General features: G+C 64.5%; 25 protein-coding genes and 1 riboswitch. Of the genes, 9 read left to right on the top strand and 16 right to left on the bottom strand.

All coding sequences use genetic code 11. The features are described 5' to 3' along the window. Positions 1-64 precede the first annotated feature (64 nt). The 5 genes from ACWCIA_RS17020 to ACWCIA_RS17000 all read right to left on the bottom strand — a co-directional run bounded on the left by ACWCIA_RS17020 (position 65) and on the right by ACWCIA_RS17000 (position 6,148). The gene (locus ACWCIA_RS17020) at positions 65-1,513 is read right to left on the bottom strand and encodes an aspartate aminotransferase family protein (protein WP_454165145.1); all 1,449 of its coding nucleotides are present in this window, start codon (positions 1,511-1,513) and stop codon (positions 65-67) included. 73 nt (positions 1,514-1,586) lie between these two features. Continuing rightward, positions 1,587-2,957, bottom strand: coding sequence for a glutamine synthetase family protein (locus ACWCIA_RS17015; protein WP_454165144.1), 1,371 nt, complete (start codon positions 2,955-2,957; stop codon positions 1,587-1,589). 130 nt (positions 2,958-3,087) lie between these two features. Continuing rightward, complete coding sequence (locus tag ACWCIA_RS17010; protein ID WP_454165143.1) at positions 3,088-3,846, bottom strand: gamma-glutamyl-gamma-aminobutyrate hydrolase family protein; 759 nt, start codon at positions 3,844-3,846, stop codon at positions 3,088-3,090. A 233-nt stretch (positions 3,847-4,079) separates the two neighbouring features. After that, positions 4,080-5,456, bottom strand: a complete 1,377-nt coding sequence (locus ACWCIA_RS17005) for a heavy metal sensor histidine kinase (RefSeq protein ID WP_454165142.1) — start codon at positions 5,454-5,456, stop codon at positions 4,080-4,082. Then, a complete protein-coding gene (locus ACWCIA_RS17000) occupies positions 5,453-6,148 on the bottom strand; it encodes a heavy metal response regulator transcription factor (protein ID WP_454165141.1) in 696 nt (231 codons plus the stop codon). Before ACWCIA_RS17000 ends, ACWCIA_RS17005 begins: the two co-directional genes overlap by 4 nt. Positions 6,149-6,267: 119 nt before the next feature. Between ACWCIA_RS17000 and ACWCIA_RS16995 the strand changes: the two genes are divergently transcribed. From ACWCIA_RS16995 to ACWCIA_RS16985, 3 genes are all read left to right on the top strand, one after another. Then, positions 6,268-6,762 (top strand): heme-binding protein, encoded by a 495-nt coding sequence (locus ACWCIA_RS16995; protein ID WP_454165140.1) that lies wholly within the window; start codon positions 6,268-6,270, stop codon positions 6,760-6,762. Between the two features lie 18 nt (positions 6,763-6,780). Further along, entirely contained in the window at positions 6,781-7,191 is a 411-nt protein-coding gene (gene uraH / locus ACWCIA_RS16990; protein WP_454165139.1) for a hydroxyisourate hydrolase, read from the top strand. A gap of 114 nt (positions 7,192-7,305) precedes the next feature. Then, a complete protein-coding gene (locus ACWCIA_RS16985) occupies positions 7,306-7,632 on the top strand; it encodes a DUF4844 domain-containing protein (protein WP_454165138.1) in 327 nt (108 codons plus the stop codon). A 196-nt stretch (positions 7,633-7,828) separates the two neighbouring features. Here the strand turns inward: ACWCIA_RS16985 and ACWCIA_RS16980 are convergent, their stop codons facing one another. From ACWCIA_RS16980 to ACWCIA_RS16950, 7 genes are all read right to left on the bottom strand, one after another. Further along, the gene (locus ACWCIA_RS16980; protein WP_454165137.1) at positions 7,829-8,194 is read right to left on the bottom strand and encodes a nucleotide pyrophosphohydrolase; all 366 of its coding nucleotides are present in this window, start codon (positions 8,192-8,194) and stop codon (positions 7,829-7,831) included. Continuing rightward, on the bottom strand, positions 8,191-8,868 hold the full coding sequence (gene can / locus ACWCIA_RS16975) for a carbonate dehydratase (protein ID WP_454165136.1): 678 nt from the start codon (positions 8,866-8,868) through the stop codon (positions 8,191-8,193). The genes ACWCIA_RS16980 and can overlap by 4 nt, the downstream gene beginning before the upstream one ends. A gap of 141 nt (positions 8,869-9,009) precedes the next feature. Beyond that, positions 9,010-10,137, bottom strand: coding sequence for a molecular chaperone DnaJ (gene dnaJ / locus ACWCIA_RS16970; RefSeq protein WP_454165135.1), 1,128 nt, complete (start codon positions 10,135-10,137; stop codon positions 9,010-9,012). 99 nt (positions 10,138-10,236) lie between these two features. After that, complete coding sequence (dnaK, locus tag ACWCIA_RS16965) at positions 10,237-12,180, bottom strand: molecular chaperone DnaK (RefSeq protein WP_454165134.1); 1,944 nt, start codon at positions 12,178-12,180, stop codon at positions 10,237-10,239. 99 nt (positions 12,181-12,279) lie between these two features. After that, positions 12,280-12,816, bottom strand: a complete 537-nt coding sequence (grpE, locus tag ACWCIA_RS16960) for a nucleotide exchange factor GrpE (RefSeq protein WP_454165133.1) — start codon at positions 12,814-12,816, stop codon at positions 12,280-12,282. A 559-nt stretch (positions 12,817-13,375) separates the two neighbouring features. Then, positions 13,376-14,479 (bottom strand): ferrochelatase, encoded by a 1,104-nt coding sequence (gene hemH / locus ACWCIA_RS16955; RefSeq protein WP_454165132.1) that lies wholly within the window; start codon positions 14,477-14,479, stop codon positions 13,376-13,378. Between the two features lie 175 nt (positions 14,480-14,654). Next, complete coding sequence (locus ACWCIA_RS16950; protein WP_454165131.1) at positions 14,655-15,083, bottom strand: organic hydroperoxide resistance protein; 429 nt, start codon at positions 15,081-15,083, stop codon at positions 14,655-14,657. Between the two features lie 197 nt (positions 15,084-15,280). Here ACWCIA_RS16950 and ACWCIA_RS16945 point away from each other — a divergent pair, with 197 nt between their 5' ends. Together ACWCIA_RS16945 and ACWCIA_RS16940 are read left to right on the top strand one after the other, a co-directional pair. Continuing rightward, entirely contained in the window at positions 15,281-17,827 is a 2,547-nt protein-coding gene (locus ACWCIA_RS16945; RefSeq protein WP_454165130.1) for a sensor domain-containing protein, read from the top strand. A gap of 34 nt (positions 17,828-17,861) precedes the next feature. Further along, positions 17,862-18,311 (top strand): nuclear transport factor 2 family protein, encoded by a 450-nt coding sequence (locus tag ACWCIA_RS16940; RefSeq protein ID WP_454165129.1) that lies wholly within the window; start codon positions 17,862-17,864, stop codon positions 18,309-18,311. Between the two features lie 97 nt (positions 18,312-18,408). On the opposite strand, the gene ACWCIA_RS16935 is transcribed toward ACWCIA_RS16940, so the two are convergent. The 4 genes from ACWCIA_RS16935 to ACWCIA_RS16920 all read right to left on the bottom strand — a co-directional run bounded on the left by ACWCIA_RS16935 (position 18,409) and on the right by ACWCIA_RS16920 (position 22,664). Continuing rightward, positions 18,409-18,918, bottom strand: a complete 510-nt coding sequence (locus tag ACWCIA_RS16935) for a hypothetical protein (RefSeq protein WP_454165128.1) — start codon at positions 18,916-18,918, stop codon at positions 18,409-18,411. A gap of 44 nt (positions 18,919-18,962) precedes the next feature. Next, positions 18,963-20,627, bottom strand: a complete 1,665-nt coding sequence (recN, locus tag ACWCIA_RS16930; protein ID WP_454165127.1) for a DNA repair protein RecN — start codon at positions 20,625-20,627, stop codon at positions 18,963-18,965. Positions 20,628-20,658: 31 nt separating this feature from the next. Beyond that, the gene (locus ACWCIA_RS16925) at positions 20,659-21,561 is read right to left on the bottom strand and encodes an NAD kinase (protein WP_454165126.1); all 903 of its coding nucleotides are present in this window, start codon (positions 21,559-21,561) and stop codon (positions 20,659-20,661) included. A gap of 128 nt (positions 21,562-21,689) precedes the next feature. After that, a complete protein-coding gene (locus ACWCIA_RS16920) occupies positions 21,690-22,664 on the bottom strand; it encodes a DUF3667 domain-containing protein (protein WP_454165125.1) in 975 nt (324 codons plus the stop codon). 144 nt (positions 22,665-22,808) lie between these two features. Between ACWCIA_RS16920 and ACWCIA_RS16915 the strand changes: the two genes are divergently transcribed. From ACWCIA_RS16915 to ribB, 4 genes are all read left to right on the top strand, one after another. Then, entirely contained in the window at positions 22,809-23,120 is a 312-nt protein-coding gene (locus ACWCIA_RS16915; RefSeq protein ID WP_454165124.1) for a hypothetical protein, read from the top strand. A gap of 10 nt (positions 23,121-23,130) precedes the next feature. Beyond that, complete coding sequence (locus tag ACWCIA_RS16910) at positions 23,131-23,562, top strand: OsmC family protein (RefSeq protein ID WP_454165123.1); 432 nt, start codon at positions 23,131-23,133, stop codon at positions 23,560-23,562. 157 nt (positions 23,563-23,719) lie between these two features. Beyond that, positions 23,720-24,133, top strand: coding sequence for a lactoylglutathione lyase (gene gloA / locus ACWCIA_RS16905; RefSeq protein ID WP_454165122.1), 414 nt, complete (start codon positions 23,720-23,722; stop codon positions 24,131-24,133). Between the two features lie 65 nt (positions 24,134-24,198). After that, positions 24,199-24,349, top strand: a riboswitch (FMN riboswitch). Between the two features lie 107 nt (positions 24,350-24,456). Further along, entirely contained in the window at positions 24,457-25,101 is a 645-nt protein-coding gene (gene ribB / locus ACWCIA_RS16900) for a 3,4-dihydroxy-2-butanone-4-phosphate synthase (RefSeq protein ID WP_454165121.1), read from the top strand. Positions 25,102-25,116 lie beyond the last annotated feature (15 nt).

Here is a 25,116-nt window from a genome sequence, read left to right as displayed (position 1 = left end):
CGCGATTGTTCAGATGACGGTTGAACGCGTGGACGGCAAAGCCGTCCACCCTACGTTTCATCGCTTAGATCCACCCGCGCGCGTACAAATCTACCAGCGTCAAATCCAGGCAATCCCAGATCCGCTCGGCCATCTCGTCGATCTCGGCCTTGCTCATGACCAGCGGCGGCGCCACGATCATGCGGTCGCCCACCGCGCGCATGATGACGCCCTGCTCGAACATGTGCCCGCGGCACAGCATGCCGACCTGCAGCGCGCGATCGAAGGGAACGCAGTCGTGCGCGCTCGGCCCTTTTACTTTGACCAGGTTCAGCCCCGCCACCATGCCGCAGCTCTCGGCGTGCCCGACCAGCGGATGCGTGGCCAGGTCGTCGAAGACCGCCTTCAGGTGGGGCCCGGTTTCCAGCGCCACCTTTTCCACCAGCCGCTCCTCGCGCAGGATGCGCAGGTTTTCCAGCGCCGCCGCACAGGCGACCGGATGGCCGGAATAGGTGAAACCGTGGTTGAAGTCGCCGCCCTGCTCGACCAGCGCCTGCGCGACGCGCTTGCCGATCAGGACGCCGCCGAGCGGCACATAGCCCGAGGTGACGCCCTTGGCAAAGCTGATCAGGTCGGGTTTAAAGCCCATCAGCTCCGAGCCGAACCAGGTGCCGAGGCGCCCGAAGCCGCAGATGACCTCATCGGCCACCAGCAGGACGCCGTACTTGTCGCAGATGCGCTGCACTTCCGGCCAGTAGGTGCTCGGGGGGATGATCACGCCGCCCGCGCCCTGCACCGGTTCGCCGATGAAGGCGGCCACCTTGTCCGGCCCCACTGCCAGGATTTCCTCTTCCAGCCAGCCGGCCGCGACCAGCCCGAAGGCGCTCTCGCTCATGCCCTGCCCGGCCTCGGCATAGTTCGGCTGGCCGATGTGGCGGATGCCGGGGATCGGCAGTCCTCCCTGGGCATGCATGCCCGCCATGCCGCCCAGCGAGGCCCCGGCCATGGTGCTGCCGTGGTAAGCGTTGCGCCGGCTGATGATGACTTGCCGCTCGGGCTGGCCGAGGATGTCCCAGTAGCGCCGCACCATGCGCACCACGGTGTCGTTCGCTTCCGAGCCGGAACCGGTGAAGAACACGTGGCTGAAATTCGGCGGCGCCAGCGCCACCAGCTCGGCGGCCAGGCGCAGGGCCGGCACGTTGGTGGTGTTGAAGAAGCTGTTATAGAAAGGCAGCGTCTCCATCTGCCGGTACACGGCGTCCGACATCGACGTGCGCCCGTAGCCGACGTTGACGCACCACAGCCCCGACATGCCGTCGATGATCTGGTGGCCGTCCGAATCCCACAGGTAGACGCCCTGCCCGCGCACGATCACGCGCGCGCCCTTGTCGCGCAGCGCGGCGTGGTCGGTGAAGGGATGCAGGAAGTGGGCGGAATCGAGTTGTTGCAGGGCGCGCGTGTCGAACGTCTCCACGTTCGGAGCACGCGCGGAAGCCAGGCTGGCGGCAATCACCGCCGTATCGTCGGTTGCCATGATGGCACCTCGTTATCGTTGAAAACCCTAGTTTTAGTTGTGAAACTCGCTGCTGCTTGATGCTGCTTGATGCTTACACGTGCAATAAAAGGTGCTCGCGTTCCCACGGGCTGATCACGGTCATGAATTCCTGGTGCTCGAGTTCCTTGATCGCGGAATACACATCGATGAAACGGTCGCCCAGTACTTCGCGCAGGCGCGCTTCCCCGCGCAGGTGGTGCAGCGCTTCGGGCAGGCCCTGCGGCAGCGCGACCGGCATCTTGTAGGCGCTGCCCTCGACGATCGGGGTCGGCTCCAGCGCATCGACCATGCCCAGGTAGCCGCAGGCCAGCGTCACAGCCAGCGCCAGGTAAGGATTGGCGTCGGCACCGATGATGCGGTTCTCGATGCGGCGGTCCTGGGCGCCCGACACCGGCACGCGGAAGCCGACGGTGCGGTTGTCGATGCCCCATTGCAGGTTGATCGGGGCAGCCGACTGGCGCACGATGCGGCGGTAGGAATTCACGTAAGGGGCGACGATCGCCATCGCCGAGGGCATGTAGCGCTGCAGGCCGCCGATGTACTGGTGGAACAGGGCCGACTCCCCGCCTTCCCCGTTGCTGAAGATGTTGCGACCGGTCTCGGCATCGACCACGCTCTGGTGCACGTGCATCGCCGAGCCCGGCTCGCCCGCCATCGGCTTGGCCATGAAGGTGGCGTACATGTCGTGCTTGAGCGCCGCTTCGCGCAGGGTGCGCTTGAAATAGAAGACCTTGTCGGCCAGCCCCAGCGGGTCGCCGTGCTGGAAGTTGATTTCCATCTGGCCGGCGCCGATCTCGTGGATCAGGGTGTCGACGTCGAGGTTCATCATGTCGCAGTAATCGTAGATGTCCTCGAACAGCGGGTCGAACTCGTTGACGGCGTCGATGCTGTACACCTGGCGGCTGGTTTCGGCGCGGCCGCTGCGGCCGATCGGGGCGGCCAGCGGCAGGTCGGGGTCGATGTTCTTGGCTGTCAGGTAGAACTCGAGTTCGGGCGCGACCAGCGGCTTCCAGCCCTTGTCGGCGTACAGTTTCAGCACGCGGCGCAACACCGAGCGCGGGGCGAAGTCGACCAGGGTGCCGTCGGCAAAATAACAGTCGTGGATCACCTGCGCAGTCGGGTCGACCGCCCACGGCACCATCGTGATGGTGGTCGGGTCGGCCTTCAGGATCATGTCGCGGTCGGTGCTGGAAATGGCCTTGTCATAGGCCTCGTCGCCGATCGGCGAGTTGCCGGTGACGGTCATGCCGAGCACGGCTTCCGGCAGGCGCATGCCGCGCTCTTCGGTAAATTTCACGCGCGGCAGGATCTTGCCGCGGGCGACGCCGGTCAGGTCGGGGACCAGGCATTCGATTTCGGTGACGCGCTTGGCATTGAGCCACTCGTCCATGTCGGTGTAAGAAAAATTCTCGCGGATTGCCATGATTGCCTCAGTCAATGTTCATCTTAGCAAGGGCGCAACGCGGCGCCCTGCACGCATACAGGGGAGAACGAGGGAGGCAGCTACGGAACGGCGCCTGCCGCACCGTAGCGAACGAGGTGCTTGCAGGTGTTCATGTCAGTCCCAGTTTCTTGGCACGGTAGTCGCGGCAGGCCTGGCCGAAGGCGCCGAACATCTTCATCGAGTACGGGTTCTGCGTGATGCGCCACTCCGGATGCCATTGCAGCGCGAGCGTGAAACCGGGCGCCGCGCCGACCGAAAACGCCTCGACCAGGCCGTCTTCGGCAACCGCCTCGACCACCAGGCCGGGGGCCAGTTCGTTGACGCCCTGGCCGTGCAGGGAATTGACCGGTATCTCGTCGGCGCCGACGATTCCGTGCAGCATGCCGCCCGGGGTCAGCCTGATCTTGTGGGCGTCGCCGTATTGCTCGTCCATGCCGAGCTCGGGATTTTCGCGGTGGTCGAACTTGCCTTCCACCATCTGCACCGCCTGGTGCAGGCTGCCTCCCAGTGCCACGTTCATCTCCTGGAAACCGCGGCAGATCGCGATGATCGGAATGCCCCGCCCGACTGCCGCCCGGATCAGGGGCAAGGTCGTCTCGTCGCGCGCGGGGTCTTGCGGCAGCGAGGGGTCGAGCACTTCTTCGGAATAATAGCTGGGGTGGACGTTCGATGCCGAGCCGGTGAGCATGATCCCGTCGCACAGCTGCAGCATCGTCTCCAGGTCGAGGTCCTTGCCGAGCGAGGGCAGGATCATGGGCGCGCAGTCGGCGCCAAGGACGATGGCGTCGACATACTTGTGCTGGGCCGCGTGATACGGGTGTTCGCCAAAATCACGCGTGCATGCCGGGACGATTACGATGGGGCGCATGTTCATTACCTTGTCGTGAGCGCACTGAAGACCATCATACGAGCAATCTGGTCCGAGCGCGAGGGGCCATTAATCCAGATCAAACAACGCGCGGGTAACGCGCATGCCATGCGTCGATCTGCTAGCAAATCTGCGATTTCATAGCAAAAGCTTAATAGCAACTGCGGAAGGATGCCAACACGAATACGGCCGGCAACGGCCGAGGTGGTGGCAGCCGGGGCCACCCACCCGTCTCACGGCGCCGGAAACAGGAGCAGGAAGGTGTTGCTGCCGGGTTCGGAGCGCACTTCGGCCCGCCCTCCGTGCAGTTGCATGATTGCACTCACGATCGACAGGCCCAGGCCGGTAGACCGGGCGCCCTCACTGCGCGCCGTGTCGGCACGGTAGAAGCGCTCGAACAGGTGCGGCAGGTCGCGCTCGCCGATCGCCTCCCCCGTGTTCGTGACCGCCAGGGCGATCCAGCCCTCCCGCGCCGTTGCCGCCAGCCTGACCACGCTGCCGGGCGAGGCGTGCCGGATCGCATTCGATACGAGGTTGGCCAATGCCCTGCGCAGCAACTGGGCGTCGGCCTGGACTTCGCCCGCCCCCGCATGCGCCAAGCGCAGTCCGCGCTCTTCGGCCATGCCTTCGAAAAACTCCACCATGCGCGCAAATTCAGCCTCGACCGACAGGCGGGTGCGCTTGGGCACCACATCTTCCTGCTGGGCGCGCGCAAGGAAGAGCATGCTGTCGACCATGCCGGACAGGCGTTCCAGCTCCTCCACGTTCGACCCGAGCAAGTCCTGATACTCGCGCGGGCTGCGCGGATGCGCCAGCGCCACCTGCGTCTGCCCCAGCAGGTTGTTGAGCGGCGTGCGCAACTCGTGCGCCAGGTCGGCGGAAAAACCCGACAGCCGCGTGTAGCCGTCGTGCAGGCGCGCCAGCATGGCGTTCAGCGCTGCAACCAGGCCCTGCAATTCGGACGGCACGTCCCTGTCGTCGATTTGCCTGTCGAGCCTGCCTGGACGCACCAGCGCGGCATGCGCAGCGATCGTGCGCAGGGGACGCAGACCGCGGGCCAGCATCAGCGCTGCCAGCAGGCCGGCCAGCAGCGCGCCGACGCTGCACGCCAGCACAATCTGGCGGCGGTAGCGGTCGAACATGGCGGTGCGGTCGGCATACACCCGCGCCACCGTGATCTGCACCGGGCGCTCGCCCCCCAGGCGCACGCTGCCGGAAACGGCTTGCGCAGGATAGCCGGCACTGCTGGTCCATGCGGCGATGTCCGCGCGCGCGGGCGCCGGCGCGGCGGGCGGTACCGGATAACGCTCACCGAGCGCGTTAATGTCGAGCAATACCTGGCCGTCGGCATAGGCAATGCGGACCAGGGAATTTTCCTGGCCGCTCATGGTGTCGCGAAAGTATTGTGGACGCTGATGGACGAGCTGGGCGGCGCCAGGGTTGCCCAGCAACTGCTGCACCTGGCGCAGCTTCCCGAGCAGCGCAATGTCGTCGCGGCGCACGATCTCATCCACGAAGGAACGGTACAGATACCAGCCCAGGCCGGCGGCGCTGAGCGCCACGATCAGCACGAAAGCCAGGCTGACGCGCAGGGTCAGCGAATTCCTCATCCCCTGTCTTCCTGCGGCGAGGCTTCGCACACATAGCCCATGCCGCGCCGGGTATGGATCAGCTTTTGCTCGAAGGGATCGTCGAGTTTGCGGCGCAGGCGGCGGACGGCGGCGTCGATGACGTTGGTGTCGCTGTCGAAATTCATGTCCCACACCTGCGATGCGATCAACGAACGGGACAGCACCTGTCCCTCGCGCCGCGCCAGCAGGTGCAGCAGGTTGAACTCCTGCGCCGTCAACACGACCTGCCGCCCCTGGCGCCGCACCTTGCGGCCGATGACGTCGATCTCCATGTCGCCGATGCGCAGCAGCTCGTCTTCGCGCACGCGGCCACGCCGCAGCAGGGTACGAATCCGCGCCACCAGTTCGACAAAGGCGAAGGGCTTGACCAGGTAATCGTCGGCGCCCAGTTCGAGCCCCTTGACGCGGTCCTGGACGGCGTCGCGCGCGGTCAGGAACAGCACCGGCAGCTGGGCCGTGCCGGTGCGCGCGCGCAAGGCTTCCAGCACCTCCCACCCGTCCATGCGCGGCAGCATGACGTCGAGCACGACGAGGTCGACTTCTTCTTCGCTGGCGATGTGCAGCCCATCGCGGCCGTTGCGCGCCAGGCTGGCGGTGAAGCCGCACTCGCGCAAGCCACGCTGCAGATAGTCGCCGGTCTTCGGCTCGTCTTCGATGATGAGGATGTGCATGGCGCCCATTCTAAGCCGCGGGCATGCCCGCCAACATGACGGAATTGTCATCTGCGCGTCAGGCTGGCGTCGGGGCCGGCGGTGCAGACTAGGCGCCTCACTGTTACCGAAGGAAGACCATGCCCCGCAGCATCCTAGCCCTGTGCGCCCTCCTGCTGGCGCAACCGGCCCTGGCGGCCCTGCCGCGCAGCGACGGTCTGTCGCTCGACACTGCCAACAGCCTGGCAGGCGCCGCGATCGCAGCCTGCCGCGCCGAGGGCCGCGCCATCGTCGTCTCCATCGTCGACCGGGGCGGCAACCTGGTGGCCGTCCAGCGCGCCGACGGCGTAGGCCCGCACAACATCGAGGCCAGCCGGCGCAAGGCCTACACGGCGCTGTCGACCCGCAGCTCCACGCTCGAGCTGGCACGCCAGGCGGCCGCCACGCCCGACGCCCGCAACCTGGCCACGCTGCCGGAACTGCTGCTGCTCGGCGGCGGCGTGCCGCTGCGCGTCCAGGACGAGGTCGTCGGCGCCATCGGTGTTGCCGGCGGTGGCGGCGCGGCCAACGACCATGCCTGCGCCATCGCGGCACAAACCGCCCTTTCCGCATCTGCGCAAGCGCGCATCCACTGATCCATCAAGGAGCATTTTATGAACAGCATGACCCGTCCCCTCCTCGCACTGGCCCTGGCCGGCGCCTGCCTGCATGCCGCCGCCGCCGACAATCCGCTGAGCGTCCACATCCTCGACCTGCAAAGCGGCCAGCCCACCCCGGGCGTCGCCGTGACGCTCGAGCAGCGCGAGGGTCCGCAATGGCGCGAACTCGGCAGCGCCGTCACCGATGCGCAAGGCCGCGTGCGAGCGCTCTACCCGGCCGGCAAGCCGCTAGCCGCCGGCGCCTACCGGATCGTCTTCAAGACCGGCGAACACTATGCGAAGCTGCGCCAGCCGACCTTCTTCGACCGGATTCCCGTCGAATTCAAGGTCGAGAACACGGCCCAGCACTACCACATTCCCCTGCTGCTGAGCCCATTCGGCTACTCGACCTATCGGGGCAACTGATCCCATACAGACAGGGCGCAGCGGGGCTGCGAAAAAGGCTACCATGACGCCAGGCGCCAGCCCGGAGCCTTTCTGCTTCGCCCGTCGCGCAGGCACCCCATATGGAGAAATGTCATGGCCCGCGATCCGCTGCCGCATGTCGAGGACGCACCGCTGTTCATCGTGCCGCGCGTGCTCGAGCGCTTGCGGGCTTACCAGGCGGCGCCGAAGATAGAAGGTTTGCCGGCCGCAGACATCGACGGCCTGCTGGAACGGCTGCTGGGGGGAATCGAGCGCCATCCGACCAAGTTCTGGGTGATGAAGCAGTTCCAGCAGACGCTGGACGCGGTCGGGAGCGATGACGTGGTGGGGTGCAGGCAGGTGCGTGCCGAACTCGAGAAGCTGATGGATATGCTCGGGATCGCCAGTTCGGATGGCGTCCTGGGCGCCGAGTTCAGGTAGGGTGGACGGCTCTGCCGTCCACGCGTCGATAGTTGAAGTTCGCACAGTCGTATCCGGCGACACGGCGATTCAGTTGACGCTGTTCCTGGGACCAGGTGGCAAGATCAGCGAGCCGCATGACATATGGGTTCGCTATCGACGCGTGGACGGCGAAGCCGTCCACCCTACGGGTATGCCAATGAATATGGCCCTTGTTTCAGGCGTCCTCGTACTCGTAATACTTGCGCGCATCGCCGCGCACTTTGTCGGCCGGGTACTTGGCGCGGTTGAGCACCATCTTTTCCTCGACCGCCGCCATCAGGTCGACGTCGAGCTTGTCGGCCAGGCGCACCAGATAGACCAGCACGTCGGCCATCTCGTGGCGCACCTGCTCCAGTTTATCGGCGCCCAGCTCCTCGGCGCGGCCGGTCTGGAGCCACTGGAAGTGCTCCAGCAATTCGGCCGCCTCGACCGACAGCGCCGACGACAAATTCTTCGGCGTGTGGAACTGGTCCCAGTCGCGTTCGTCCACGAACTGGCGGACGATGGCGCGCAGCAGCGCCAGGTCGCCGTCTTCGTTCACTGCGCGGCGCCCTTGTCGCCGTAGCCGTCGAGCACGACCGCGAGCTTCGGCGCGATTTCCTCGAAGCTGCTGACCGTGATGCCGAGGTCGCGCAGGCGGCCGTCGTGCACCCCGTAGACCCAGCTGTGGATGGTCAGCGGCTGGCCGCGGTCCCAGGCGTCGCGCACGATCGTCGTGTGGGCGACATTGATGACCTGCTCGGCCACGTTGAGTTCCACCAGGCGGTTGGTGGCGGCCTGTCCCGCCACGTTGCCGAGGTATTTGCCGTGCTTGTCGCGCACGTCGCGCACGTGGCCCAGCCAGTTGTCGGCCAGTCCGACGCGGGCATTGGTCAGCGCCGCGTGCACGCCGCCGCAGCCATAATGGCCGCAGATGATGATGTGCTTGACCTTCAGGACATCGACCGCGAACTGCAACACGGAAAGGCAGTTCAGGTCCGAGTGCACGACCACGTTGGCGATATTGCGGTGAACAAACAGCTCGCCCGGCGCCATACCGACCAGTTCGTTGGCGGGCACGCGGCTGTCCGAGCAGCCGATCCACAGGTATTCCGGAGCTTGCTGGGAAGCGAGGTCTTTGAAGAAATTAGGATCCTCTTCGACCATGGAAGCCGCCCAGTCGCGGTTGCGTTCGAACAGGTCGGCGGCCGTCAGGCCGGTAGGGGTTTTCGCCATTTGATTCTCCTGCTGGGAAAGGCCAGTTACGCCTTTCGGTGGTTTTCTGTGAGGATTGCATATTGTAAACGCAACACCGCCTGCGATACGCGAAAAAAAACCGCCGGGGGCACATGCCACCCGGCGGTTCCTTAAAGACTTTTATTCGAAGAAGTCCTTGACCTTGTCCATCCAGCCCTTGCTCTGCGGGCTGTGCTTGGCGCCGCCTTCGCTGGTCGAACGCTCGAACTCGCGCAGCAGGTCCTTCTGCTTGTCGGTCAGCTTGACCGGCGTCTCGACATTCACGTGGCAGAACAGGTCGCCCGCATAACCGGAGCGCACGCCCTTGATGCCTTTGCCCTTCAGGCGGAAGGTTTTACCGGTCTGCGTGCCTTCCGGCACCGTGAACGAGACCTTGCCGGTGAGCGTAGGCACTTCGATCTCGCCGCCGAGGGCCGCCTTCGAGAACGAGATCGGCATTTCGCAATGCAGGTCGTCGCCTTCGCGCTGGAACACCTGGTGCGGCTTGATGTGGATTTCCACGTACAGGTCGCCCGACGGGCCGCCATTCGTGCCCGGCTCGCCGTTTCCGGTCGAGCGGATGCGCATGCCGTTGTCGATACCGGCCGGAATCTTGACTTCCAGCGTCTTGTTGCGCTTGATGCGTCCGGCGCCGCTGCAGGCTGCGCAGGGTTCCGGGATCATCTTGCCGCTGCCGTGGCACTTCGGGCAGGTCTGCTGGATGCTGAAGAAGCCCTGCTGCATACGCACCTGGCCGTGGCCGGCGCAGGTGGTGCAGGTGACCGGCTGGGTGCCCGGCTTGGCGCCGCTGCCGTGGCAGGTGTCGCACTTGTCCCAGCTCGGCACGCGGATGGTCGTGTCGAAGCCGTTGGCGGCCTGTTCCAGCGTGATCTCGAGGTTGTAGCGCAGGTCGGCGCCGCGGTACACCTGCGGTCCACCGCCGCGTCCGCCACGTCCGCCGCCGAAGATGTCGCCAAAGATGTCGCCGAAGGCGTCGCCGAAACCGCCGGCGCCGCCGCCGAAGCCGCCACCGCCCATGTTCGGGTCGACGCCGGCGTGACCGTAACGGTCATAGGCCTCGCGCTTCTCCGGATTGGTCAGCATCTCGTAGGCTTCCTTGACCTCCTTGAACTTCTCTTCCGCTTCCTTGTTGTCCGGGTTGCGGTCAGGGTGGTACTTCATCGCCAGTTTGCGATACGACTTCTTGATCTCTTCTTCCGAAGCACCCTTCGCGACCCCAAGGATCTCGTAAAAATCACGCTTTGCCATTTGGCACCTTGCTGTTATTTACTATACAAACTGTCTGAGCAAAAAAACCGAGCCGCGCAGTAAAGATTGCGTCGGCTCGGTTGTTCTACGGAGCGAAAATTACTTCGCGTCCTTCACTTCCTTGAAGTCGGCATCGACGACGTCGTCAGCCTGGGCCGACGCATCCGCGCCGCCGGCTTGCTGGCCGCCTTCGGCGCCCGGACCGCCAGCCTGCTGCGCCTGCATGTCGGCGTACATCTTCTCGCCCAGCTTTTGCGCAGCGGTCGACAGGGCGGCCGTCTTGTTGTCGATGTCGGCCTTGTCGCCCGACTTGATCGAGCCTTCGAGGTCGGTAATGGCCGTCTCGATCTTCTCTTTCTCGCCGGCTTCCAGCTTGTCGCCGTACTCGGTCAGCGACTTGCGGGTCGAGTGCACCAGAGCGTCTGCCTGGTTCCGCGCTTCCGCCAGTTCCTTGACCTTCTTGTCTTCCTCGGCGTTCAGCTCGGCGTCCTTCACCATCTTCTGGATTTCGTCCTCGGTCAGGCCCGAGTTCGCCTTGATGGTGATCTTGTTTTCCTTGCCGGTGGCCTTGTCTTTCGCGCCGACGTGCAGGATGCCGTTGGCGTCGATGTCGAAGGTCACTTCGATCTGCGGGGTGCCGCGTGGTGCCGGCGGGATGCCCTCGAGGTTGAATTCGCCCAGGCCCTTGTTGCCCGCTGCGATTTCACGCTCGCCCTGGTAGACCTTGATGGTCACGGCCGGCTGGTTGTCGTCGGCGGTCGAGAACACCTGCGAGAACTTGGTCGGGATCGTGGTGTTCTTGTGGATCATCTTGGTCATCACGCCGCCCAGGGTTTCGATACCCAGCGACAGCGGGGTCACGTCCAGCAGCAGCAAGTCCTTGCGCTCGCCCGACAGGACCGAGCCCTGGATCGCGGCGCCGACGGCGACGGCTTCGTCCGGGTTCACGTCCTTGCGTGGATCCTTGCCGAAGAACTCCTTGACCTTCTCCTGCACCTTCGGCATGCGGGTCATGCCGCCGACCAGGATGATGTCGTCGATGTCCGAGACCTTGACGCCGGCATCCTTGATGGCGATGCGGCATGGCTCGATCGTCTTGGCGATCAGTTCCTCGACCAGCGACTCCAGCTTGGCGCGGGTGATTTTCAGGTTCAGGTGGACCGGCGCGCCGTTCGCCATGGCGATGTACGGCTCGTTGATTTCGGTCTGCTGCGACGACGACAGTTCGATCTTCGCGCGCTCGGCCGAAGCCTTGATGCGCTGCAGGGCGATCGCGTCTTTCGACAGGTCGAGGCCGTTAATCTTCTTGAACTCGTCGATGATGTAGTCGATCACGCGCTGGTCGAAGTCTTCGCCGCCCAGGAAGGTGTCGCCGTTGGTCGACAGCACTTCGAACTGCTTCTCGCCATCGACGTCCGCGATCTCGATGATCGACACGTCGAAGGTGCCGCCGCCGAGGTCATACACGGCGATCTTGCGGTCGCCCTTGTCGGTCTTGTCCAGGCCGAAAGCCAGCGCGGCCGCGGTCGGCTCGTTGATGATGCGCTTGACGTCCAGGCCAGCGATGCGGCCGGCGTCCTTGGTTGCCTGGCGCTGCGAGTCGTTGAAGTAGGCCGGCACGGTGATGACCGCTTCCGTCACTTCTTCGCCGAGGTAGTCTTCGGCGGTCTTCTTCATCTTGCGCAGGATTTCAGCCGACACCTGCTGCGCGGCCAGCTTCTTGTCGCGCACGCCGATCCAGGCGTCGCCGTTGTCGGCCTTGACGATCTGGTACGGCATCAGGCCGATGTCCTTCTGGACTTCCTTCTCGTCGTACTTGCGGCCGATGAGGCGCTTGACGGCGAACAAGGTGTTCTTCGGGTTGGTGACGGCCTGGCGCTTGGCCGGCGCGCCAACCAGGATCTCGCCATCTTCCTGGTAAGCGATGATCGAAGGCGTGGTACGCGCGCCTTCCGCGTTTTCGATGACCTTAGGCTGGCCATTTTCCATGATCGCGACGCACGAGTTGGTGGTGCCCAGGTCGATACCGATGATTCTGCCCATGATTTTTTCCTTTAAATTGCTAAGTTTCGGATGTTTTGTAATATTGGGAAAAACTGCGTGCTTTCAAGGGTCTTTGCCGATCAGCACAGAATGTTTTTCTTATTTCGGCGCTGCTGCGGTGACGATGGCCGGACGCAGCAGGCGGTCGGCGATCATGTAACCCTTTTGCAGCACGCTCACCACGGTATTGGCTTCCTGGTCGGCCGGGACCACGGCCACGGCCTGGTGCTTGTTCGGGTCGAGCTTGTCGCCGGCTTGCGGCATCACTTCGACCAGGCGGTTCTTTTCGAAGGCGGAGGTCAATTGCTTGAGCGTCATTTCGACGCCTTCCTTGATCGACTCGACCGTCGGCGCCTCGACCTTCAGGGCCATTTCCAGGCTGTCGCGTACCGGCACCATAGCCTCGGCGAAGCTTTCGATGGCAAATTTATGCGCCTTGCTGACGTCTTCCTGGGCGCGGCGGCGGATGTTTTCGGCGTCGGCCTTGGCCCGCATGAAGGCATCGTGCATCTCAGCCAGCTTGGCTTCGGTCGCGCTCAGCTGTTCTTCGAGGCTCGGCTCGCCGGTCGCAGGTGCGGCCTGGGCGGCTTCGCCTTCTGGCTGGGGAATCACCTCTGGATTTTCTTGGTCTTGCATCGAAAAACTCCTGAAATCAAGTACTTGGCTGAATGATTGGACGGATACTGCTTGTCGTACAGCGCCCCATATGGGGTGATCTCCTACAACTTCAAGGGGTATTACCGTTCTGTCAGCGGAAAGTTTGACAACATTTGTTACAACACTTACCGATGAGGTGGTTCTTTCCGGAACGCGAAGTTTTATCCTGCTCCCAGGACGCGTGAAGTCGTCCGTAGAACAACATCCGAACCAGGGAGCATTACCATGAAATTACAATTGATCAGCAGCGCCGTCGTGGTCTACACCGCGCTGGCAACGGTTTGTATCTGTTACGCAGGGGTGTGATCGGGGTCGCCAAAACGTCGCATTTTAGCAGGTCGGGTGAGCTCGCCAAGGATGGGCCATAGCGTGCTGTTGACAGACTTGGTGCGCGCAGACCGGTTGAACGCGTGGGCGGGAGACCCGCCCACCCTACGGGTCAGATCATACCGGTAGGGTGGGCGGATTCCCCGCCCACGCGTCGATAGTTGGAATCAGCTACACCCTGGCGGTGCTGGCGATTCCGAGCAGATGGACCTCAGGCCCCCAGCCGCAGCGCATGCTCGCGCCCCAACTCCGCATCGCGCCGCTCGGCTTCGCGCTGCGACGGGCTCATGATGGTCGGCCAGCCGATCAAATGCTGTTCGGCGATTTCCGCCATGCCGACGATCCAGGTCGGCGACTCGTTCAGGCAGGGAATGTAATGGAATTCCTTGCCACCGGCCGCTTCGAAATCGTGCTTCACTTCCATCGAGATTTCTTCCAGGGTTTCCAGGCAGTCGCTGGTAAAGCCCGGGCAGATCACGTCGACCCGGCTGACGCCCTCGCGCGCGAGCTGCTGCACGGTCGGCGCCGTGTAGGGCTGCAGCCACTCGGCCTTGCCGAAACGCGACTGGAAGGTCACCACGTATTCGTCCGGCGACAGGCGCAGGCGCGCGGCCAGCAGGCGCGCTGTCTTCTGGCATTCGCAGTAATACGGGTCGCCCAGCATCAGGGTGCGCTTGGGCACGCCGTGGAAACTCATCACCAGTTTCTGGCCGCGGCCGTGCGCGTCCCAGTGCGCCAGCACGATGTCGTGCAGGGCGTCGATATAGCCCTCGTGGTCGTGGTAGTGCTTCACCAGGCGCAGCTCGGGCACGTTGCGCACGTTTTTATAGTGGGCGAAGACGGCGTCCCAGATCGAGGCGGTGGTGGTGCCGGAATATTGCGGATAGGCCGGCAGGATCGCGATGCGGTCGCAGTTGGCCGCCTTCAGTTCGTCCAGCACTTCGGGCAGCGAGGGCGAACCATAACGCATCGCCATGCGCACCTGCACGCCTTCGTGGCCGCGCTCTTCCAGCGCTTCGGCCAGCAGGCTGGCCTGCTTCTGGGTATGCACCTTCAGCGGCGAGCCCTCGCGGGTCCAGATCGTCTGGTATTTCTTTGCCGAGGCGCCCGAACGGAAGGGCAGGATGAAGAATTTCAGGATGAACCACCACACCAGGCGCGGGATCTCCACCACGCGCGGATCGGACAGGAATTGCTTCAGGTAACGCTTGACCGCCGCCCGGGTCGGCGCATCCGGCGTGCCGAGGTTGACGAGGACGATGGCGCTCTGGGCAATGCTACCGTGGGTGTGGGCTGGTTCTTTTCTAAAAGGCATGGGCAAACAGGAGGCGGCAAGGGCCTCCATTATATGTGTGCCGGATACGCCCTTGATCCGATATTTGCGATCGGCGAACTAAGCTGGCCGTTCGGCAATGCCCGCAGCGCGCTGGAACACGGCCGGTGTCGCGCGGCCGCCACGCCGGCCGCGCTGGCGAGCCTTCAACCCTGCATCAGGTCGTCACTTTCAGGCGCACGTCGATGTTGTTGCGGGTCGCATTCGAATACGGGCAGACGATGTGGGCCTTGTCGACCAGCTCCTGCAACTGCTGCTGTTCCATGCCCGGGCCGTGGATGGTCAGGTCGACTTCGATGCCGAAGCCGGTCGGGATCTGGCCGATACCGACCTCGCCGGTCACCGTCAGGTCTTCCGGCAGCTTGGCCTTCTGCTGGCCGGCGACGAATTTCAGCGCGCCCAAGAAGCAGGCCGAATAGCCGGCCGCGAACAGTTGTTCGGGATTGGTGCCGGTCGCGCCATTGCCGCCGAGCTCCTTCGGGGTGGTCAGTTTGACGTCCAGCACGCCGTTGTCGCTGCGCGAACTGCCTTCGCGGCCGCCTTGCGAGGTGGCTTTGGCGCGGTACAGGACTTTTTCGATGCTCATGCGAACCTCCTTGTGTTGGTGGATGCCGATTGTGGCAGATGCACAGGCGGCGCAGCGCTCGGTAGAGCGCTGCCGGCGCGCAGGCCGCCTCGCCCTTCTTCTGTATCCCTTGCCAACAAAATCGGGTACATTGACACCCGCCCAGCATGAGGGGCAGCCGCAATGACCCGACCGCGTCACTTACACCGTACGAGCCGATGCCAGCACACACCCCCTCTTCCGATACGGACCAGGCCGCCCATCAGATCCTGGCGTCCCTGGGGCTGCACGCCAGTGTCGAAGGGAACGTGTTCTCGCTGCTGCAGGACAGTATCCGGGATGTGATCTACGTCCTCGAAGTCAGCCGGCAAGGCGAGCAATACCGCTTCATCCACGTCAACCGCGCCTTCGAAGTCACGACGGGGCTGCCCCCGAGTGCCGTCGTCGGCAAATTCGTGCACGAAGTCATTCCGCCCGAATCGATCGAACTGGTCCGCTCCAAGTACCGCCGCGCCATCGAGACCGGCGAGAGCGTGCATTGGGACGAGGTGTCCAACTACCCCACCGGGACCAAGGTCGGCGAAGTGACGGTCACGGCGGTCTATGCAGCCGACGGCAGCTGCCCGGTCCTGGTCGGCACTGTGCACGACATCACCGAACGCTATCGCGCCCAGGAGCACCTGGCGGAACTCGAAGAACGCTCGCGCCTGGCACTGGAAGCGTCCGGCTCGGGCGCCTTCGACTGGCATGCCGCCACCAACCAGCTGCGGCTGTCGAAACACTGCAGCCAGCTGCTCGGCCATGTCGCTGAAAACGTGGAGCTCGACACCTCCAGGCTGGACCGCCTGGTGCATCCGGAAGACCTGGCCCTGGCCGACGCGACGCTGCGCCAGGTACGCTCCGGGGACCTGGCCGATTTTTCGCTTGAAGTGCGCGTGCGCCACCTCTACGGGCACTGGATCTGGCTGCGCTGCCATGGCCGCGCCTTCAAGGACGCCGAGGGCGCCGTCAGCCGGGTCTACGGGACGATCTCCGACATCACGCCGGCCAAGGAAGCCGAAGAGATGATGGCGCGCGCCTCGCTCGTGTTTGCCCACAGCAGCGATGCGATCGCCATCTCCGACGCGGCCGGGCGCATCATCATGGTCAACCCGGGTTTTACGCGCATGCGCGGCTACGAGGCCGATGAAGTCATCGGCCGCAGCGCCGGCTTCTACGACGTCGACATGGAACGCGAACATGCGCACGCGGCCATGAGCGCACAGGTCCTGGCGGTTGGCCATTGGAAGGGCGAAATCTGGAGCCGCCACAAGGATGGGCACCTGATCGCGGAAGACCGCTCGGTGACCGCGGTGACCTCGCCCACCGGCGAGGTACGCAACGTCATCGAGATCGCCAGCGACATCACGCGTGCCAAGAAGGACGAGGAACTGCTGTGGCGTCAGGCCAATTACGACAGCCTGACCGGCCTGCCCAACCGCCACCTGTTCCTCGACCGCCTGCGCCAGGCGATCAAGAGCAGCCACCGCGGCGAGCACCCGGCCTTCTCTCTGCTGTACATCGACCTCGACCAGTTCAAGGAAGTCAACGATACGCTGGGGCACAACGTCGGCGACCAGCTGCTGAAGGAAGCGGCCCACCGCCTGCTGCGCTGCACGCGCGACAGCGACACCGTGTCGCGCCTGGGCGGCGACGAATTCACCGTCCTGCTGGTCAACATGCACAACCTGGAAAACGAAGACCCGTACGTGATCGACCGGGTCGCCCAGTGCATCATGGACGCGATGTCGCAGCCCTTCCGCATCGACGGCGAGAACCTGCACCTGTCGGCCAGCATCGGCATCACCCACTTCCCGGGCGATGCGGGCGACGCCGACAGCCTCCTGAAACACGCTGACCAGGCGATGTACGAAGCCAAGCGCCTGGGCCGCAACCGCTATGCCTATTTTTCGCCCGCCATGCAGGACCGGGCCCAGGAACGGCGCCGCATGAGCGACGACCTGCGCCTGGCCATCGTCCGCGGCGAACTGCAGGTGCATTACCAGCCGATCGTCGACATGGAGACGGGACGGGTCGTGAAGGCCGAAGCGCTGGTGCGCTGGCGTCATGCGCAGCGCGGCTGGGTCAACCCGGTCGAATTCATTCCGCTGGCCGAGGACACCGGCCTGATTTTCGATATCGGCGAATGGGTCTTCCATACCGTCGTGACCGACGCCGTGCGCTGGATACGCGAACTCGGGCAGCCGCTCCAGGTCGGCATCAACGTCTCGCCGCTGCAGATCGCCAAGGGCGGCGACAGCATCGATCGCTGCATCGCCTTCCATGCCTCGCAAGATTTACCGGCCCACGCCATCGTCATCGAAGTCACCGAAGGCTCGCTGCTGGAACACGACCTGGAAGTCGAAAGCCGCCTGCGCCAACTGGCCGAGCACGGCTTCGCACTCTCGCTCGACGACTTCGGCACCGGCTATTCCTCGCTCTCCTACCTGCAGCAGTACCGCTTCGAATTCCTGAAGATCGACCGCGCGTTCGTGGACAACATGAAGACGGGCAGCCGCCAACTGGCCCTGTGCAAGACGATCATCGACATGGCGCACACGCTGGGCATGCGCGTCATCGCAGAGGGCATCAGCAACGAACAAGAGGCCGAACTGCTGCGCAGCGCCGGCTGCGATTACGGGCAGGGATACTTTTTCCACCATCCGAAGCCGGCGGAGCTGTTCGAGCAGCTGCTGCTGGCGCAGGGCGTGCATGGCCAGGCTTGAGCCTCCACATCATCTTTCAAGGAAACCCGCTCCTGTGAAGACCTCCTTCGCCCTGCTCTGCCTGACACTCCCGACGCTGGCCCTTGCCGCATCCTGCCTGCCCGTGGGCGAGCTGATCGAACGCGACCGGCAGTACGAGGAAGCACTGCGGGTGAGTAACGTCGCCTTCCTGCAAACCTGGCTGGCGGACGACTATGTCTGGGTGCATTCGCTGGCTTCCCAGATCGAAACCCGGACGACGCTGCTCGCCCGCCTGGCGCAGCCGGCCAGCGTCGCGAAGAGCCGCACCACCTCCGAGGTGCAAGGTCATGTGCTGGGCGACACCGTGGTGCTGCGGGGCCTGAGCTCGGTCGACCAGTTCAACGCCGACGGCAAGACCTGGCGCACGAACCGCTACCAGTTCATGCGCACTTATGTGAACGTCGGTGGTGCGTGCAAGCTGCTGGCGAACCAGACGATGAAGGTCTGGTCGAGCCAGCGGTGAAACATCGAAGCGTAGGGTGTGAGGGGGGCGCATAGCCTCCTGACTCCACCGTTTGGAGGCCGGTGCCCCCGTACCGCCTGGCCTCAGCACCAACCCGCTAGCGGTCGCTCGACCAATCAAGAAAATCGTCCAGCGTTTCCGGAGAGGACATTTGCAGCAGCGCCTCCGCCAGGCCATGCTGTCCCTTGGCGACCGCCAGCGCCGACAATGCGCAGGCCGTGAACGCCGCATCCCATGGGCGGTCCGACGCCTGTTTCACGAGATCGGGAAGCCGCGCCAGGGCCTGGCAATACGGCTTTTCGAGGTCGGCGGGAATGTCGACGCCGCTGCGCTGCCGGCAGATCTCGACCCATGCAGTGAAATGAAAATACACCTCGCCCGCGGTGTCCGGCGAAGAGGCCAGTGCCTGCACGACGTGGGGAACCGCTGCGAACGAGGCCGTGTAGACATCGCCCTGGTGGGCCAGGGCGCTCCACAGGCTGGGCCACGGCTCCTCGGCAGCGTCGTTGGGCAGGGTGTGCAATTGCTCCAGCAGCGCGGGAATCCCGGCGGCACTGCCGTAGGCACCTTCCAGTTCGGCCCAGCGTGGGCTGTGTAAGTCGAGCATGTCTCCCCCTTGCAGGTTTGCCGCCCGTCCCCTGGAATGCAGGCTCAGGAGGCCAGCAACTCGCGTGCGTGCTTGCGCGTCGTCTCGGTGATTTCGATACCGCCCAGCATGCGCGCCACTTCTTCCACCCGCGCCCGGTTGTTCAGCACCTCGATGCGCGAGACGGTGCGGCCCTCGTTCGTCGTTCCTTTCGCCACCTGGAAGTGCTGGTTGGCCTGGCTCGCCACCTGTGGCAGGTGGGTCACGCACAGCACTTGCCGCTGCTGGCCGAGGCGTTTCAGCAAACGCCCGACGACTTCGGCCACGCCGCCGCCGATGCCGCTGTCGACCTCGTCGAAGATCAGGGTCGGCGTGGTGGTGGCGTTCGAGGTGATGACGGAAATGGCGAGCGAGATGCGCGCCAGTTCGCCGCCCGAGGCGACCTTCGCCAGCGGACGCGGCGCGACGCCGACGTGGCCGGCCACCAGGAATTCGACCTGCTCCAGGCCGTGCGCGCCGGGCTCGCCCGGATTCAGGGCGACTTCGAAACGGCCGCCGCTCATGCTCAGTTCCTGCATCGCGTTCGTCACCTGCTCGCTCAGGGCGCGGGCGGCCGTGGCGCGGCGGTTGGACAAGCGCTCGGCGACCTTGCGGTAGGCCGCTTCGGCCTTCGCTTCCTGGCGTTTTAAACCTTCCATGTCGGAGGCGTCGGCCAGCTGGCGCAGCTTGGCGGCCAGGGTCGCGTGCTCTTCCGGCAGTTCCTCGGGCGCCACGAAATACTTGCGCGACGCGCTGTGCAGCGCTTCCATGCGGGCGTCGACTTCGCGCAGGCGGGCCGGGTCGAGCTCGACCTTGTCGATGTACTGGTTCAGCGCGTAGACCGCTTCCTGCAGCTGGATGCGGGCCGGTTCCATGCAGTCGAGCACTGCCTGCAGTTCGGCGTCGACGTCGACCAGTTTACCGAGCTTGGTGTTGAGCGAACTCAGTTGCGACAGGATCGGGAAGTCGGATTCGGAGATCGCGCTCAGGGCTTCCTGCGCGCCTTCGATCAGGCTGGCGGCGTGCGACAGGCGGCTGTGTTCGTTCGAGATTTCCGTCCACTCGCCCGGTTTCGGCGCCAGTTTATCGAGCTCGCCCACCTGCCACTCGAGGCGTTCGCGCTCGATCAGCACGTTCTTCGCATTCGTTTCGTATTCCTCGCGCTGGCGCGACAGCGCACGCCACGCGCGCCAGGCGATGGCCACTTCCTGGGCTTCCGCGGCCGCAGCGGGATCGCGCACGGCGATCTGGTTGTCGAGCAGCGCGCGCTGGGCGTCGGATTTCAACAGGCTCTGGTGCGCGTGCTGGCCGTGGATGTCGACCAGCATCTCGCCCAGCTCGCGCAACTGGCCGGCGGTGGCGGCGATGCCGTTGATGTAGGCCTTCGAGCGGCCTGCGTTGTCGATCACGCGGCGCAGCAGCGCCCCGCCCTCGTCCACGGCGAACTCGTTCTGCTCGATCCAGGCGGTAGCAAGCTCGGTGAGCGCGAAATCGGCCGTGATGTCGGCCTTGGCCGCGCCTTCGCGCACCATGCTGGCGTCGCCGCGCCCGCCCAGGGCCAGCTGCAAGGCATCGATCAGGATCGATTTACCGGCCCCGGTCTCGCCGGTGAAAACCGAGAATCCACGAGCGAATTCGAGTTCGATGGCGTCGACGATGACGAAGTCGCGGATGGTCAGTGTGCGCAGCATGAAGAAACAGGTCTCCCAGGGGGTGGATGTCTTATTTGAGTTTGCCGTCTGAAGACGGATATTCGTGCCAGTGCAGCTTTTCGCGCAGCGTGTGGTAGTAGCTCCAGCCTTCCGGATGCAGGAAGGTGATGGTGTTGGGCGAACGCGAGATGACGATTTCGTCGCCATGCTGCAGCGAGGCGAAGGTCTGCATATCGAAATTCACCGAGATGTCGCGTCCGCTGACGATTTCCACCACGATCTCGCTGGTGTCCGGAATCGCGATCGGCCGGTTCGACAGCGCGTGCGGGGCGATCGGCACGAGGACGATGCCCTGCAGGCTGGGGTGCAGCAGCGGGCCGCCGGCCGACAGCGCGTAGGCGGTGGAGCCGGTGGGCGTCGAGACGATCAGGCCGTCGGAACGCTGGTTGTACATGAAGTGGCCGTCCACCGTCACCTGCAGTTCGGCCATGCCGGCGCCGCTGCCGCGCGCCACGACGACGTCGTTGACGGCCACGCCGCAGTAGATCATCTCGCCATCGCGCATCACGCGCCCTTCCAGCAGCGTGCGCTTTTCCGCCCTGGCCTTGCCCTGCAGGATTTCGGCGAGCGCCGGCAGCATGCGATCGACCGGAATGTCGGTGATGAAGCCGAGCCGGCCGAGGTTGATGCCGATGAGCGGGATGTCGTACTTGGCGAGCTGGCGCGCGATGCCGAGCATGGTGCCGTCGCCGCCCATGACGATGACGAGCGCGGCCTGCTCGCCGATCTCGTTGGCCGTCATCGCCTCGATGCCGGCGATGCCGAGCGAGGCGGCGGTATCGGTCTCGAATACCACACGGTGGCCGGCCTGCTGCAGGAAGGCGAGGATGCTGGTGACGGGTTCTTCGATGCCGGCCGTGTTTTGCCGCACCACGAGCGCGATGGTCGATGGCGATTCGGGTGTCAGGGGCATAAGTCTCTCGGCGATGGATGGGCGGACACGCTGGAGATTAACCGATAATCCCCCCGCCTGCCACCCGGCCGCGCATCAATTACTGTACAAAATCACAGTATAGATGCGCGGGGTAGGATCCGGCAAGATCAGGCGAGCACGGCCAGTGCGGCGGCGGCGGCAATCGCCATCGCAATGCAGAGCAAGTGCAGGGTCATCAGCACGATCCAGCGCAATGCGGTGACGAGGCGGCTGCCGCCGTAGACCTTGCGCATTGCGGTCGGCAGGTAGAACACCAGCCACACCCCGAGCCCGAACCCGACGAGCGGGATAAAGTCCGGCACGAGCAGCCACAAGCTCAGCGCCAGGAAGGCAAAGGCGTTCGTGTGCAGCGCGAACAGCAGGTGCTCGCCATAACGCCGGCCCGAGCCAAGATAAAGCAGCTTGAGCAGGGCCGCGAAGACCGGCATCAGCGCGAAAATCGCATAGGGGGTGTAGCTCGACAGGGCGCGCAGCAGCGCGGTCTTCATCTCGTCCTTCGGCAGTTGGAGGAAACGCGCGACCTTCGTGCCCAGTGCCGGATGGACCGACGCCGCCAGTTTGATCGCCTTCGCGTCATCACCGTCGTCCAGGGTGACCAGGTCCTGGTTTCCGTTCTGCGGCAGGGCGCGGCGCCTCTCTTCGCTTGCCTGCTCCGCCGCACGCGGCGCCGCTGCAACGGTGGCGTCCCTGGTTTTGCCTGCCTTCTGCTCCACCGCTACTTCCGCATTGCGTGCGGGTGGCGTATCCGGCGTGCCATTGCCGAAACTGACCCCGCCCAGCTTAAAGATCGCAAAGAAAATGATGCTGAAGCTCAGGTACAGGCGCAGCGGTTCCACATAGCGTGCCCGCTTGCCCTCGATGTAGTCGCGCGTCAGCCGGCCGGGGCGGAACAGCAGCAGCGCCACCGATTTCCACAGCTTGCCCTCCAGGGCGACGTAGTGGGCGATGAACTCGTGCAGGAACTCGCGCGCGCTCGGCACGTGCAAGTGCGCCGGCTGGCCGCAGCCCTGGCAAAACTTGCCGGCAATGCTGGTGCCGCAATTGGGGCACAGGACGGCGGTGTGTGACAGGTCGTTTTTCACGGTGTCGTTCCGGAAAGATGGTCAATACAGCATGGTAACGAATCAATTGCAAAAAAGCATCACCAAGTGCACGCCATTCAATTGCGCGACCCTGCCCGGTTCGAGCGGTTAGGATTCATGCAAGAGTCAGCAGAGGAGAACGCTATGGTTACCGAAACTAAAGATCGCTTCATCAACACCGATGCGAAGATCGAAAACGACGGCGTCAAGCGCCAGCCGCACGAGCGCGACGAGTCGCCCGACGGCCAGGATACCGAGCCGCGCGGCATCATGAAGCAGGCCGCCGAAGACCTGGCGCAAGGCCTGGTCGACACCGACCTGCGCAACACGCCGGGCATCAGCGAAGCCGTCCATCCCCAGCCTGGCGCCACCGGCCAGGCCAACCCCCAACCCGACCGCCATCGTTCGATGCGCGATCACGACTCGGTCGAGCCCCTGCCGGGCAAGAACCGCTGAAAGGAATCACATGACGATCAAACGCAACGGCAGCGCCGTCTGGAGCGGCGGCCTGAAGGACGGCAAGGGCGCGGTCTCGACCGGTAGCGGCGCACTGAAGGAGCAACCCTACGGTTTCAATACCCGCTTCGAGGACAGCCCCGGCACCAACCCGGAAGAACTGATCGGCGCCGCCCATGCCGGCTGCTTCACGATGGCCTTGTCGGGCCAGCTCGGCAAAGCCGGGATGACCGCCCAGGAACTGCGCACCACGGCTACCGTGTCGATGGAAAAGGAAGGCGACGGCTTCTCGATCACCGCCGTCCACCTCGACCTGGTGGCAAAAATCCCCGGCGCCAGCCAGGAAGCCTTCGACCAGGCAGCCAACACGGCCAAGGAAAACTGCCCGGTGTCGAAGCTGTTGAACGCCAACATCACGCTCAGCTCGCGCCTCGAAAACTGAACCAGATTAGCCAGTAAAGTTTCTGGAGGGACGTAGGGTGGACGGCTTCGCCGTCCACGCGTTCAACGTACGTCCACAAACCACGAACGTCCTTCCGGCAAAGAATGCCGCGACCGCATAAAATTGCCGCTTTCCGTTTTATCCAGAAAGACACCCCATGCGCCTCCTGCACACCATGCTCCGCGTCGGCAACCTCGAGCGCTCGATTGATTTCTACACGAAGGTGCTCGGCATGAAATTGCTGCGCACCAGCGACAATCCCGAGTACAAGTACAAGCTGGCCTTCCTCGGCTACGGCAGCAACCCCGACCACGCCGAACTCGAGCTGACCTACAACTACGGCGTCGACAGCTACGACATGGGCACCGCCTACGGCCACATCGCCCTCTCGGCCGACGACATCTACGCCACCTGCGAGGCCGTGCGCAAGGCCGGCGGCAACATCACGCGCGAGCCGGGCCCGGTCAAGGGTGGCACCACCGTGATCGCCTTCGTCACCGATCCGGACGGCTACAAGATCGAGTTCATCCAGCGCAAAGACCACGAAATGGGCGGCGGCCTGAGCAGCTAAAGCTCGCCCGGCAGCGTCATGTGGATGCTGCTACAATCGTCGAGCCTGATTTTCAGGCAACACAAATACGTCTTCGGGGCGGGGTGAAATTCCCCACCGGCGGTATGACCGGCAACGGTCGAGCCCGCGAGCGCCTGTTTCGTTCCTGAAGCAGGGTCAGCAGATCTGGTGCGATGCCAGAGCCGACGGTCATAGTCCGGATGAAAGAAGATGTGCGCTGCCGTGCGCCCTTGCACGCCTGTCCTTGCGGCCGGTCGTGCGGGTGCGCGCGTTTCCGCTTGCCCTGATGCGTTTTTCGCCAACTACCGCGAGGAGCGTCTCACATGTTAGTCAACACCCATTCCCTCTATAGTCCTGACCTGGACGGCCGCATCGAAGCAGCACTGGCCGCGACCCGGGCGGGTATCCCCGTCATCCTGCTCGACGACTTCGACCGTGAAAACGAAGCCGACCTGATCGTCGCTGCCGACAAGCTGACCGTCGAAACCATGGCCCTGATGATCCGCGAGTGCAGCGGCATCGTCTGCCTGTGCCTGTCGGCCGAGCGCGTGCGCAGCCTGGAACTGCCGCCGATGGTGCTGGAAAACGGCAGCCGCTACGGCACCCCGTTCACGGTCTCGATCGAAGCGCGCGACGGCATCAGCACCGGCGTCTCGGCCCAGGACCGCGTCACCACCGTGCGCGCCGCCACTGCCGCGGACGCCAGGCCCGAACACCTGGTCAGCCCGGGCCATATGTTCCCCCTGCGCGCCACGCCGGGCGGGGTGCTGGCGCGCGCCGGCCATACCGAAGGTTCCGTCGATCTCGCCATCCTGGCGGGCCTGCAGCCGGCCGCCGTCCTGTGCGAACTGATGAACCCGGACGGCACGATGATGCGCGGCGAAGCCATCGAACGCTTCGCCGAGGAGCGCGGCTTCCCGATCCTGACGATTGCCGAGCTGATCGCCTGGCGCAAGCGCCAGTCCTGAGCATCCGGTACGAAA

It is taken from the genome of Massilia sp. SYSU DXS3249 (genome assembly GCF_053668055.1).
This window is presented reverse-complemented; position numbering and strand designations above follow the sequence as displayed.